The organism is Pseudoalteromonas sp. CnMc7-15, from assembly GCF_022347925.1.
Classification (GTDB): domain Bacteria; phylum Pseudomonadota; class Gammaproteobacteria; order Enterobacterales; family Alteromonadaceae; genus Pseudoalteromonas; species Pseudoalteromonas ruthenica.
On sequence record NZ_JAKRFT010000005.1, the window covers coordinates 99,980 to 112,296 of the forward strand.

Sequence of the window (12,317 nt, forward strand, 5' to 3'; positions counted from 1 at the left end):
TATCTCTTTCGCTTTATTGAACTGAATTTACTGATGTCATTATTATGACTTTTTGTGACAATTTTATGAAAGCGTACACCTTCAATGGAAATGCTGCAAAATTAAACTTGGGATCAAGACGTTAGGGGCTGTAAAAGCAAGGATCATAGTCTTACCAACTGAGCCTTTACAAGATCAGATTTATACCAAGTTGGCTATCAGTGGATCAGAGTTTTACCCATTGATCTGACCTGAGATCACACTCTTACCAAGTGAGGTTCTTTATGTGTATAAATCTCGCTCAAACCTTGTTTAAATATCAACCACATATAGTTTCATTGCCTGAGCAGCGCGTAAGAACGTGATCCCATAATCAGTGCAGTTGATAAAAATCTGATCCCGCTATGATCCACTCAGTAAAATAGTGATCCATAAAAAAGCCCCGCTTATGCGAGGCTCATTCAAGTCGTGAACGCGACTATTTTATTTTTGCATCCAGTTCGCCGTTTAAGTAACGAAGGTGCATATCATCTAACGAGATAGGCTTAATCTTGTCGGCCTGGCCTGCTGTGCCAAAAGCTTGATAGCGATCAACACAAATTTCCGTCATCGCTTTCGTTGCCTCCGCTAGGTATTTACGCGGATCAAAATTCGCGGTGTTGTGCGCGAGGTGGCGACGAATAGCCCCTGTTGCAGCTAAACGTAGGTCGGTATCGATATTCACCTTACGTACACCATGCTTGATGCCTTCAACAATCTGATCAACAGGCACACCATAGGTCTCTGGGATCTCACCACCGTACTCATTGATAATCGCTAGCCACTCTTGTGGTACAGATGATGAACCGTGCATAACCAAGTGAGTGTTAGGGATACGGGCGTGAATTTCCTTGATACGGTCGATAGCAAGAATGTCCCCTGTTGGTGGGCGGGTGAACTTATAAGCACCATGTGACGTGCCACAAGCAATAGCCAACGCATCGACATTGGTTTTAGCAACGAAATCCGCAGCTTCTTCTGGGTCAGTAAGCAGTTGATCTTGTGTCAGCTTGCCTTCGGCGCCGATACCGTCTTCCTCACCTGCTTCACCGGTCTCTAGAGAGCCAAGGACGCCCAGCTCACCTTCTACCGATACACCACCAGCATGAGCCATTTCTACGGTACGACGGGTTACATCAACATTGTACTCATAAGATGAAGGCGTTTTACCATCTTCAAGTAATGAGCCGTCCATCATGACCGATGAAAAGCCAAGCTGGATAGAGCGCTGGCAAACGCCAGGAGACGTACCATGATCTTGGTGCATAACCACTGGGATATGAGGCCACTCCTCTACCGCAGCAAGGATCATATGGCGAATGAATGGGGCACCTGCATATTTACGTGCACCAGCTGAGCCTTGCACAATCACTGGGCTGTTTGTTTTATCAGCCGCTTCCATGATGGCACGCATTTGCTCTTGGTTATTAACGTTAAAGGCTGGCACGCCATAACCATTTTCTGCTGCATGGTCGAGTAGTTGACGCATACTGATCAAAGCCATTTCGCTTATCTCCAATTTTTGATAGCACCGAGACTATCTGGTTTTTGAACGGGATGAAGCTTGGTTTCCCCAAGCAAGGGCTTAATGCCCAAAACACAAGGCCGGCAAAGTGAGAGAGGCCGGCCTGGTGATTATTCGTTATTTTGCTCGCTCTTCAAGCATAGCAACTGCGGGTAGTTTTTTCCCTTCAAGGAACTCCAAGAAGGCTCCACCACCTGTGGATATATAAGAAATTTTATCCGCGACATTGTATTTATCGATGGCCGCCAAGGTGTCACCGCCGCCGGCAATAGAAAATGCTGATGATTCGGCTATGGCTTTGGCAATGCTTTGAGTGCCATTACCAAACTGATCAAATTCAAACACGCCCACTGGACCATTCCATACAATCGTGCCCGCTTGCGCAATAATATCGCCAAGCTGTTTAGCGGTATCAGGGCCAATGTCAAAAATCATGTCTTCTTCGGTGACATCGGCAACCTCTTTGAGTTGCGCGACCGCAGACTCTGAAAATTCATTGCCGACAACCACATCCACTGGCACCGGAATATCACCGCCATTACTGCGAGCGGTCTCTGTTAGTTTCTGAGCCTCGCTAATAAGGTCTTGCTCGTACAAAGACTTACCTACCGGGTGACCAGCTGCAGCAATAAAGGTATTGGCAATACCGCCCCCTGTCACTAATTGGTCAACGACGTTTGACAGTGAGTCTAACACGGTTAACTTGGTCGATACCTTCGAGCCACCCACAATCGCAACTAGCGGACGCTTCGGGTTATCTAGTGCTTTACCGAGTGCCTCCAGTTCAGCCGCAAGCAAGGGGCCAGCACAGGCGATTGGGGCGTGAAGACCTACACCGTGGGTTGAAGCTTGTGCTCGGTGTGCAGTACCAAAGGCATCCATCACATATACGTCACACAGCGCCGCAAGTTGTTTTGCAAGGGTCTCATCATTGGCTTTTTCGCCTTGATTGAAGCGCACATTTTCAAATACAACCACTTCGTTGTCGCCAATCTCTACGCCATCAAGATAATCTTTGGCAAGACGGACATTTTGTGACAAGGCATCGTTAAGATAGTCAACTACAGGAGCCAGTGAGTAAGCCTGGTCATATTCTCCCTCGGTAGGACGGCCAAGGTGAGACATAATCATCACTTTAGCGCCTTTTTCAAGGGCGAGCTTGATGCTTGGTAGCGCCGCACGCAAACGAGCATCTGAGCTTACTTTACCGTCTTTGATTGGCACATTGAGGTCTTCACGGATCAGCACCCGCTTCCCGGCTAAATCTAAATCCGCCATCTTAATGACCGACATTCTCTTCTCCTTAGTTATACGTTTTATTCATTTGCGTTTATTGGCGCATCCAGGCTGCACTGGTATCTAACATACGATGGGCAAACCCCCACTCGTTGTCACACCATACCAATAACTTTATCAACCGTTTATGACTAACCCGTGTCTGTGTACCGTCTATGATACAAGAGTGGGGATCATGGTTAAAATCAACAGATACCAATGGCTCCTCGGTATAATCCAAAATACCTGCCAAGCGCCCATGTACAGCCTTAGCAATCGCTTGATTAACATCTTCTAGGGAAACATCAGTATTTACGGTGACACTCAAATCCATCGCCGTCACATTGATGGTTGGAACACGTACGGCTATCGCTTCAAAACGGCCATGAAACTTGGGTAAAATACGTTCAATGCCGCGCGCTAGCTTAGTATCCACTGGAATAATAGACTGGCTAGCCGCCCGGGTACGTCGTAAATCATCGTGATACGCATCGATCACTTGTTGGTCGTGCATAGACGCGTGAATAGTGGTGATAGCGCCTGATTCAATACCAAAAGCATCATCCAATACTTGAATCACCGGAACAATACAGTTTGTTGTGCACGAGCCATTGGAAACAATGTGCTGCTCACTGTGAAGCACATCATCGTTGATACCATAAATAATCGTTGCATCAACATCAGCATCTGCGGGTTGAGAAAATAATACTTTTTTAGCGCCTGCCTGAAGGTGTTTTTGCGCGTCCTCACGGGAATGGAAAACCCCAGAACACTCCAAGACGATATCAACGTCATGTTGGTGCCAAGGCAAAGCGCTTGGGTTTTGCTCGCAGTACAAGGCGATTTCATCACCATCAACAACTAAAGCTTGCTCACGAAGCTCAACAGGAAAGGAAAACCGCCCATGGGCAGTATCATATTTTAGTAGATGGGCTATGCCCTCAGGTTTGGCCAATTCATTGATTGCCACAATCTCGAACTCGTGGCGACGTTCACTCTCATACAAAGCGCGTAAAATGTTACGCCCTATTCGCCCAAAGCCGTTAATCGCAAGCTTTATTGCCATAATTACAGACTACCGCCATCAAAGCAGACACAGGTCTAAGAAGAATGGCGGCTATTGTAATCGACTCGCGCTCTGAGTGTAAGGGGTGCGCAAAAATAAAACGCTGATAGAGGGTGTTACGACAGGCCGCCAAACAAAGTAAGTAAGGCTATCAGTGCCAAGAAAAATAACACATTGCGTTTTACTAAGCGGATCATGCACTGCGCTTCGATGGTGCAGCCATAGTGAGCCAGTTCTATCTGTTCAGCAGCCAAGGCTGTTTCGGTAATAACCTGACGATTGCTGACTCTAAAATCGAGCACATGGCGCAACCAACATTGCGTGCCTTTGCTAAAGTTACCAATCACCAAGTAGCCCAAACTGGTAATTCGTGCAGCAGGCCATTCAAGCCAATGACCGACACGAGCTAACAATGTATGCTGTTTTGATAGAGGATGGGATGTCTGCTCACTGTCATCTACGCAAGTCCGTACCAAGGCATAAAAAACGGCCCCAGGTGCGCCCAGTACAACAAACCAAAAGATCACCGCACAATAAAAACGAAAATTGACCCACGCTAAAGTTTGCGCAAAGGTTTCACCACCGCTTTCATTTTCAGTACGTTTTTGTCCCATTTGCAACGCATACAAAGTGGCCGCTTCACCGTCGTCTCGGGTCAGGGCATTGAGGTAGCCCTTATAATTCGCGCGCATGTGCGCGCAACCAAAGCAGATGAGTATGACCAGCGTATTGACCGCTAATTGCCACAGAATAAAATCACTCGCATGCACAAAGACAGCAATAACTAAGGTTGGCACAAGTAACCACAGCAACAACCCAATGCCGTTATGCAGCTGTTGCAAGCGCGACAACAGGGGCGCACTTTTGCGCTCATACCAGTGCGCATAGGTCGCTATTTGCCAACGCGCTGAGCGAGCGCCTAAGCGTTCAGCTATTAATGCAAATAAGATTGATATCAAAGTCATGGCGACTACTTTGCTCGCTTAAATTGACCTTAGTTTATCGCAATCTTGGGCAAAAGTAAGGTCAAAAAAATGTTCCCAATCAAAGCCTTCGCCGGGGTCTGTTTTTCGCCCGGGAGCAATATCGCTGTGACCCACAATGCGCTGCCTATTTAGATGCGGATAGGTGCGTAATAAGCTTTTTGTTAATTGCGCCAAGGTGAGATACTGCGCTTGAGTGTAGGTGGACTTGTCGGTGCCTTCTAGTTCAATGCCGATGCTAAAGTCATTACACCGCTGGCGCCCTTCGAATTGTGAGACTCCAGCATGCCAAGCACGTTGCGTAAATGGCACATATTGGCGTAATTTCCCATCTCGATCGATCAAGCAGTGCGCTGACACACTCACGCCTGCGAGTGAGGAAAAACTCGGATGTGCTTGGCAATCGATCTGCCCTGCGAATAAATCATCAATATAGGGTGTACCATACTGGCCCTCAGGCAGTGAAATGCAGTGAATCACCAGTAAGGACACTTCACTTTGCGGACGCTCATCATGATGCGAACACGGCAACTGCTGCGCCTGTTTGCATACGCCCAAATCATCTATATCCATGTTTTTCGTTTATAAAAACTTGATTGTGCCTGCATGGTAAGAGGCTAAGAATCACTGCGCAAGTTGATCTGGGGAGAAAAGTTACACTCGCCAGTGTGATTGACACTGACCAATTCATCATCGCGGCGCAGCACCGCCAACCGCCGGTGTTTACTAATGGTACGAACAAACTCCAGCTCAAACCCCATTTTGGTGAGCGCATATACCTTATCTACCTGTTCGCCGGTCAAGTTCGCATAATGTTCGCGAAACGTCCTTTGACCACTGCGGCGTTCGCTATCTGCTTTTTTCGCCTGTGCCATGGTATTAATCCGTTGGGAATCCCTTTCCAATATAGTCGAATTTGCTCATAAAAAAAGCGCCATGCGATTGCATTGGCGCTTTTTACTTCATTTTAATGCTTACTCTGCACGCTGCTCGCGCCCTAAAAGAGCCATGGCAGCTTCTTTTACATTCTTATTTTCATATAAGACTTGGTAAATTTGCTCAGTAATTGGCATCTCGATACCGCTGCGTTTCGCCAGCATATACACTTCTTTGGTGTTACGGTACCCTTCTACGACCTGGCCTATTTGTTGCTGCGCAGAGTCGACATCGAGCCCCTGCCCTAAAGCTAAGCCAAAGCGACGGTTGCGCGATTGATTGTCGGTACAGGTAAGAATCAAATCACCTAAACCTGCCATGCCCATGAAGGTTTCCGATTTGGCACCCAGTGCACAACCCAATCGGCATAACTCCGCTAAGCCCCGTGTGATCAACGCTGTTCGAGCATTGGCACCAAAACCAAAGCCGTCAGAAATCCCGGCGCCTATCGCAATAACATTTTTCACCGCCCCACCTAATTGGATGCCGATGAAATCATTGTTTCGATAAACTCGGAACGAGCGTCCACAGTGCAACAAACCCGATAAGCGTTCACAAAACTCATCACTGGTGGCTGATACCGAAATAGCGGTAGGTAAACCGGCGGCCATTTCTTTGGCAAAGGTTGGCCCCGATAACACCGCTAAATCCATATCTTCGCCAAGATGCTGCTTAGCAACATCTTGAAGGAGACGACCGGTGTTCGGTTCCAAACCTTTAGTTGCCCAAGCAACCTTGGCACCGCTGCGTAGCATGGGTGCGATGGTCTGCAATAGATCCGCAAAAGCATGGCTAGGTACGACCACCAAAACGATGTCGCTACTGGCAACAGCTGTTTGCAAATCACTTTGCATCTCTAGGCTATCAGGAAAAGCGATATCACCGAGGTACTGCTGATTTTTTCGCTCATCGGCTAAACGCTGTATGTGGTCGCTGTTGCGCCCCCAAAGAGTCACTTTGTGACCGTTTCGAGCAAAACAAATAGCAAGGGCGGTGCCATAAGACCCCGCCCCTAAAACCGTTACAGCGCTGGATGCTGAAGTGGTCATGACTTATGCGTCAGCTTGCTCAGCAGCTCGTTGCTGCATGTACTGGGCAAATAGCGCATCAAAATTTACTGGTGCTAGGTTTAGCTGTGGGAAAGTACCACGGTTTACCAAGTTTGATACGGCTTCACGCGCATATGGGAATAATACATTCGGGCAGAAAGCGCCAAGCATGTGTGCTGTTTGCACCTCTTCCATTTCACCAATAGCGAAAATACCTGCTTGCTGGATTTCACAAAGGAAAGCCGTCTCTTCACCTAGCGTTGCTGTAACAGTTAACGCTAATACAACTTCAAAAATACCGTTATCAAGTTTGTTTGAGCGAGTATCCAAATCTAACTTTACCTCAGGCTTCCATTCTTTTTGGAAAATTTCAGGTGAGTTAGGTGTCTCGAAAGAAATATCTTTGGTGTAGATACGTTGAATAGAGAATTGCGCCTGTTGTTCTTGTGCTGCGCCTTGATTTTGTTCTTCCATTGTTGTTCCTATCAATTCTTTTTGCAATAAATTAGCCGCGTGAGGACGCGGCAGCATATATGTTCGCAAGCAATTACGCGTTTAGCAGGGTGTTTAATTCGCCACTGGCTTCTAACGCCATCATATCATCACAGCCACCCACATGATGCTCACCAATGAAAATCTGCGGCACCGTGTGCGCGCCATTTGCGCGGGTGAGCATTTCATCGCGTAGCTCTGGTTGTACACCAATATCAAACTCAGTGTAAGTTACCTCTTTTTTATCCAGCAAGGCTTTCGCACGCTGACAAAAGGGGCAATAGGCTTTAGTGTATAATACAACGTTACTCATAAATGCTTCCTAATAAAGTTATCGGCCTGATACCACAGGCAGACCTGCGCTTTGCCAAGATTGCATTCCACCTGACAAAATAAATACGCTTTCAAAGCCTGCTTTATTCAAACCATTGGCAATACCTGAAGCCGTCATGCCTGTCGCACATACCAATATAATGGGTTTGCTTTTGTACTTTTCAAGCGCACTAAAGTCACCCTGCTTTGCTTTTTCAGCGCTCAGGTGCACGGCATTAGAGATATGCCCAGCGTTGTAGTCCTTTTGCGCGCGAATATCCGTTACTACGGCATCTTCACGATTCACTAAAAGGGTTAATTGCTGTGGGTTAATCTGCTTGATGGCAGAAAACTTACTTTTAAACCACCCCGATATCAACATCGCGACAATCGCTAGCCAAATGATGCTTAAAATAGGGTGGTTTCCGATAAATTCTATGTATTGTTCCATACGTCTTACTGTATTGTTCAAACCTTGCGGGCGGCACAAGTATACACACTTGCCTTCGACTTACCAATTGATGAAATATTTTCTACTGCTAAGGCGGATAAAAAACGGTAGGATACATTATAAGAGCGCAGTTCTGTGGCCACAGTGAACATCATAGAGCTGTATTCTTAATAATTATTATCAAGCAATTCATTTGTCGTGCCGACACTAGCAGGAGATCCAATGACACAGCCAAAGAAACCTCTCGTACTGATGATTCTGGACGGTTGGGGTTACCGTGAAAACAGCGAAAGTAATGCGATTTTAGCCGCCAACACCCCCGTTTTAGATAAGCTTTGGGAGCAGCGCCCGCACACTCTGATTTCCGGTTCTGGCATGGATGTTGGTTTGCCTGATGGGCAAATGGGCAACTCTGAAGTAGGTCATGTTAACCTCGGTGCTGGGCGTGTGGTATATCAAGATTTTACCCGCATTACCAAAGCCATCGACGATGGAACATTTGCTGATAATAAAGCGCTTACCACTGCGATAGATAATGCCGTAACAGCGAATAAAGCAGTGCATCTGATGGGGCTATTAAGCCCAGGTGGCGTCCATAGCCACGAAGAACATATTATTGCCGCTATTGAGCTGGCTGCTAAGCGCGGCGCTGAGCATATTTATGTGCATGCCTTTTTAGATGGTCGTGATACGCCTCCACGCAGCGCTGAAGCATCACTTAAACGCATCGATGAAACATTCGCTCGCCTCGGTAAAGGTCGTATCGCCAGTGTTGTTGGGCGTTACTTCGCTATGGATCGTGATAATCGCTGGGATCGCATCGAAAGTGCATATAACTTGATGGTCCTCGGCGAAGCTGACTATCAAGCTGTAGATGCAGTGTCAGCGTTACAAGCAGCCTATGAGCGTGATGAAAATGACGAATTTGTAAAAGCAACAACCATTGGCGATAGCCCCGCAACCATCAATGATGGTGATGCAGTGTTATTTATGAACTTCCGAGCGGATCGAGCGCGGCAGATGAGTCGCGCTTTTGTTGATGCCGACTTTAACGGCTTCAGTAAAAAGAAAGCGCCGCAATTAAGCGGTTTCGTTATGCTGACTGAATATGCTGCAGACATCAAGGCGCCTGTGGCATTTCCACCAGAGCCACTCAATAATGTGCTGGGTGAGTGGCTTGCCAAACATAACAAAACGCAACTTCGCATTTCAGAAACAGAAAAATACGCTCATGTGACCTTCTTTTTCAGCGGCGGTCGGGAGCAAGAGTTTGATGGTGAAAGCCGTGAGCTTATCCCCTCGCCGGATGTTGCTACCTATGACTTACAACCAGAAATGAACTCTCAACTGCTAACCGACAAACTAGTGGCGGCTATTCAAAGCAACAAGTATGACGTCATTGTGTGTAATTATCCTAATGGCGATATGGTTGGCCACTCAGGCGTATTTGCAGCAGCCGTAAAAGCTTGTGAAGCTGTAGATAGCTGCATTGGCCGCGTGGTGGAAGCGTTAGAGCAAGTCGGTGGCGAGGCCTTAATTACCGCCGATCACGGTAATGCCGAGCAAATGGTAAATCCACAGACTGGTCAAGCGCATACCGCTCACACCAGCGAGCCTGTGCCATTCATTTACGTTGGCCGTGATGCTCAAGCTATTGATGGCAAAACGCTCAGTGACGTAGCTCCCACTATGTTGCATCTACTGGGCATGGAGCAGCCAGAAGAAATGACTGGTTCACCCATCATGCGTCTTAAGTAATCTCGATGCCGATGGTTTTATTGAGTCACAAACGTCAAAAGGTGTCGCTGCTGTGCGCGGCACTTTTGGCGTTCCTAAGCTTCAATAGTTTTGCTAACGAGAACCGTACCAAGCAAGACTTAACCGAAGTCCAACAAGAATTAAAAAAGAGCCAACAAAATTATCAGCAGCAGCAACGCTCGCTGGATAAGTTACAGAGCCAACTCAAGAACTCAGAGCAAGCTATCGCTGCAAATGCGAAGGAGTTACGTGCGCTCGATAACAAACTCGCAGACAACGAACGGCAACACCAAAAGTTACAACAACAGGCTGAACAGCTGGAGTCGCGTCGTAAAAAGCTTGATAAAGTTCTTGCAGCCCAAGTAAAGAGCGCCTACATGGTGGGTGGGCACGATTATTCAAAGATGCTGTTAAACCAACAAGACACAGCCAAGCTAGAGCGCACCATTAGCTATTACGACTATTTCAACAAAGCCCGTTTGCAACAGCTTGAAGCGTTACAACAAACAATGCGCGAAATAGCGCAAAACCAAGCAGCGCTGCAACAAAACAGACAACAACTGGCGAAGCTACGCGAGCAAGAACAACAGCAGCAACAGCAATTAGTTGCCGCTAAAGCACAACGACAATCTCAGGTCCAAGAGCTACAAGGTAGATTAAATCAACTGCAAAGCTCAATAGCGTATTTAAAAGATAATGAGCAGACCTTACTGGATACCCTAGCGGAGCTAGAGCGCAGTAAAGACCGCCAAGTAGCTATGTTAGGTCTGGGTAGCAGTAAAGGAAAATTAACTTGGCCGACACGGGGTAAGCTTACCCACCGCTTTGGCACCCGTAAACGCCAAGGGTTCAATTGGAAAGGGGTGGTGATCGCAGCCAGTGAAGGGAGCAGTATAACCAGTATAGAGGATGGCCAAGTGGTCTTTGCTGACTGGCTAAGAGGTTTTGGTTGGGTCATGGTGGTCGATCACGGCAAGGGTTATATGAGCCTGTATGGCCACGCTCAAGCACTACTCAAAGAAGTGGGCGATCCGGTTTATAAAGGCGAAACAATCGCTTTAGTAGGCCAGAGCGGCGGTCAAATTGATCCTGGTCTATACTTTGAAATACGCCACAAAGGACGTGCCGTTAACCCAACGACATGGTGCAAATCCTCCTAATTGAATAGAGGCTGCACCTCAAGGGGGCAGCCGATGTTTGTATTCACAACTTACCTATACAAGCGCTTGTTACTAGGGCTCAGTTTTTTAGCCTTAGTGGTACTAGCGCCTGCTTCATTGGCAAAGGACAGCCAACTCGATGAAGTGCTTTTCCACATCAACAACTACTACGTTGAAGAAGTGGATCGCGACAAGTTAGACCAACATGTACTCAGCAGTTTATTACAAGAGCTTGACCCATATAGCGAGTTCCTTGATGAGCAAGAGTTAAAACGATTATTCGATGTCACCAATGGCCAATACAAGGGCTTGGGTATCGAGGTAGAACAGCGCGATAAGCATGTAGTGGTGATTTCCGCTCTACCCAACTCACCCGCTCGGGCCGCTGGCTTACAGCGTGGTGATGTTATCGTCTCTATCAATGGCACTAAGGTGAATAACACTACCTTAGAAGAAGTCTCTGCTCTGATCAGCAGTCGTGAAGATGGGCAAGTGCATTTAGCCGTTGCTCGCGCAGGCCACTCACAACGCCTCGACTTTCAGCTTACCCGTCAGCCTATCCACATTGAAAGCGTCGCCAGTGAGCTCAAGGCCAATGGTATGGGCTACTTACGTATTAATAGCTTCAACAATCATAGTTTTCATGATGTCGCGCGTCACATCACCATGATGCAAAACGCCAACGGCGCCACACTCAACGGTTTGCTTGTTGACCTGCGTGACAACCCAGGCGGTACCCTCGACAGTGCCATTGCCATTGCCGATTTATTTTTGTCTCAAGGCGTTATCGTCTCTACTCGAGGTCGCTTTGTGGAGGCTAATCAACGCTTTGAAGCGAAAGCAGGGGACATAATTCAAGGCGCCCCCATGGTCGTGCTGATCAATGAGGGCTCTGCTTCTGCTGCAGAAATTGTTGCCGGTGCGCTCAAGGATAATGACCGGGCAACCGTGGTAGGGACTCGCTCCTATGGTAAAGGGTCAGTGCAGTCATTGATCCCCTTAGGCGATGGCCGCAGTGCTTTGAAGCTGACCACAGCGAAGTACTATACCCCCTCTGGCGTGTCCATTGAGGGGACTGGCATCGTACCTGATGTGCCGATATTGCAACCTGCCCTTTCGCAATCAAATAAAGAAGTTATAATCAGCTTAGCTGAGGGGCAAAGTGCGCATAAAAACTTAACCGCACTGCTTGATAAACAATTACTAAAAGCTCAGCAACTATTAGAACAATAAAAACGCAGGCTCGGCTTTAAGCACGGGCCTGCACACTAATCATCAACAAAGATAAAAAC

At 47.3% G+C, this 12,317-nt stretch carries 13 protein-coding genes; 3 read left to right on the forward strand and 10 right to left on the reverse strand.

The features are described from left to right. Positions 1–457: 457 nt before the first annotated feature. The 10 genes from fba to MHM95_RS13055 all read right to left on the reverse strand — a co-directional run bounded on the left by fba (position 458) and on the right by MHM95_RS13055 (position 8,107). A complete protein-coding gene (gene fba, locus MHM95_RS13010; RefSeq protein ID WP_022943390.1) occupies positions 458–1,522 on the reverse strand; it encodes a class II fructose-bisphosphate aldolase in 1,065 nt (354 codons plus the stop codon). A gap of 138 nt (positions 1,523–1,660) precedes the next feature. Then, positions 1,661–2,836: a phosphoglycerate kinase gene (locus MHM95_RS13015; protein ID WP_022943389.1), complete on the reverse strand. Its 1,176-nt coding sequence runs from the start codon at positions 2,834–2,836 to the stop codon at positions 1,661–1,663. 37 nt (positions 2,837–2,873) lie between these two features. After that, entirely contained in the window at positions 2,874–3,884 is a 1,011-nt protein-coding gene (gene epd, locus MHM95_RS13020) for an erythrose-4-phosphate dehydrogenase (protein WP_239385493.1), read from the reverse strand. A gap of 116 nt (positions 3,885–4,000) precedes the next feature. Then, complete coding sequence (gene ampE, locus MHM95_RS13025) at positions 4,001–4,849, reverse strand: beta-lactamase regulator AmpE (RefSeq protein ID WP_239385494.1); 849 nt, start codon at positions 4,847–4,849, stop codon at positions 4,001–4,003. Between the two features lie 18 nt (positions 4,850–4,867). Next, positions 4,868–5,440: a 1,6-anhydro-N-acetylmuramyl-L-alanine amidase AmpD gene (ampD, locus tag MHM95_RS13030; protein ID WP_045979277.1), complete on the reverse strand. Its 573-nt coding sequence runs from the start codon at positions 5,438–5,440 to the stop codon at positions 4,868–4,870. A gap of 44 nt (positions 5,441–5,484) precedes the next feature. Next, the gene (locus MHM95_RS13035; protein ID WP_022943385.1) at positions 5,485–5,742 is read right to left on the reverse strand and encodes a hypothetical protein; all 258 of its coding nucleotides are present in this window, start codon (positions 5,740–5,742) and stop codon (positions 5,485–5,487) included. 99 nt (positions 5,743–5,841) lie between these two features. Next, positions 5,842–6,852, reverse strand: coding sequence for an NAD(P)H-dependent glycerol-3-phosphate dehydrogenase (gene gpsA, locus MHM95_RS13040; RefSeq protein ID WP_045979275.1), 1,011 nt, complete (start codon positions 6,850–6,852; stop codon positions 5,842–5,844). Between the two features lie 3 nt (positions 6,853–6,855). Further along, positions 6,856–7,326: a protein-export chaperone SecB gene (gene secB, locus MHM95_RS13045; protein ID WP_022943383.1), complete on the reverse strand. Its 471-nt coding sequence runs from the start codon at positions 7,324–7,326 to the stop codon at positions 6,856–6,858. Between the two features lie 73 nt (positions 7,327–7,399). Further along, positions 7,400–7,657 carry a glutaredoxin 3 gene (gene grxC, locus MHM95_RS13050; protein ID WP_045979274.1) on the reverse strand — a complete coding sequence of 86 codons (258 nt, stop codon included), beginning with the start codon at positions 7,655–7,657 and terminating at the stop codon, positions 7,400–7,402. A gap of 18 nt (positions 7,658–7,675) precedes the next feature. Continuing rightward, positions 7,676–8,107, reverse strand: coding sequence for a rhodanese-like domain-containing protein (locus tag MHM95_RS13055; protein ID WP_022943381.1), 432 nt, complete (start codon positions 8,105–8,107; stop codon positions 7,676–7,678). A gap of 222 nt (positions 8,108–8,329) precedes the next feature. On the opposite strand from MHM95_RS13055, the gene gpmM reads away from it, so the two are divergent. The 3 genes from gpmM to MHM95_RS13070 are packed head-to-tail and all read left to right on the forward strand — an operon-like array spanning position 8,330 to position 12,258. Further along, positions 8,330–9,865, forward strand: a complete 1,536-nt coding sequence (gpmM, locus tag MHM95_RS13060) for a 2,3-bisphosphoglycerate-independent phosphoglycerate mutase (RefSeq protein WP_239385496.1) — start codon at positions 8,330–8,332, stop codon at positions 9,863–9,865. A 5-nt stretch (positions 9,866–9,870) separates the two neighbouring features. Further along, positions 9,871–11,025: a peptidoglycan DD-metalloendopeptidase family protein gene (locus MHM95_RS13065; protein WP_343224307.1), complete on the forward strand. Its 1,155-nt coding sequence runs from the start codon at positions 9,871–9,873 to the stop codon at positions 11,023–11,025. 33 nt (positions 11,026–11,058) lie between these two features. Continuing rightward, positions 11,059–12,258, forward strand: a complete 1,200-nt coding sequence (locus tag MHM95_RS13070) for a S41 family peptidase (RefSeq protein WP_239385498.1) — start codon at positions 11,059–11,061, stop codon at positions 12,256–12,258. Positions 12,259–12,317: the final 59 nt, after the last annotated feature.

Bases quoted from the DNA above. Each gene is read 5' to 3' on its own strand.
- grxC (WP_045979274.1), bottom strand. From the start codon at position 7,657: ATGAGTAACGTTGTATTATACACTAAAGCCTATTGCCCCTTTTGTCAG.
- ampE (WP_239385494.1), bottom strand. From the start codon at position 4,849: ATGACTTTGATATCAATCTTATTTGCATTAATAGCTGAACGCTTAGGC.
- MHM95_RS13055 (WP_022943381.1), bottom strand. From the start codon at position 8,107: ATGGAACAATACATAGAATTTATCGGAAACCACCCTATTTTAAGCATC.
- MHM95_RS13070 (WP_239385498.1), top strand. From the start codon at position 11,059: ATGTTTGTATTCACAACTTACCTATACAAGCGCTTGTTACTAGGGCTC.
- gpmM (WP_239385496.1), top strand. From the start codon at position 8,330: ATGACACAGCCAAAGAAACCTCTCGTACTGATGATTCTGGACGGTTGG.
- ampD (WP_045979277.1), bottom strand. From the start codon at position 5,440: ATGGATATAGATGATTTGGGCGTATGCAAACAGGCGCAGCAGTTGCCG.
- MHM95_RS13035 (WP_022943385.1), bottom strand. From the start codon at position 5,742: ATGGCACAGGCGAAAAAAGCAGATAGCGAACGCCGCAGTGGTCAAAGG.
- MHM95_RS13065 (WP_343224307.1), top strand. From the start codon at position 9,871: ATGCCGATGGTTTTATTGAGTCACAAACGTCAAAAGGTGTCGCTGCTG.
- MHM95_RS13015 (WP_022943389.1), bottom strand. From the start codon at position 2,836: ATGTCGGTCATTAAGATGGCGGATTTAGATTTAGCCGGGAAGCGGGTG.
- fba (WP_022943390.1), bottom strand. From the start codon at position 1,522: ATGGCTTTGATCAGTATGCGTCAACTACTCGACCATGCAGCAGAAAAT.
- epd (WP_239385493.1), bottom strand. From the start codon at position 3,884: ATGGCAATAAAGCTTGCGATTAACGGCTTTGGGCGAATAGGGCGTAAC.
- secB (WP_022943383.1), bottom strand. From the start codon at position 7,326: ATGGAAGAACAAAATCAAGGCGCAGCACAAGAACAACAGGCGCAATTC.
- gpsA (WP_045979275.1), bottom strand. From the start codon at position 6,852: ATGACCACTTCAGCATCCAGCGCTGTAACGGTTTTAGGGGCGGGGTCT.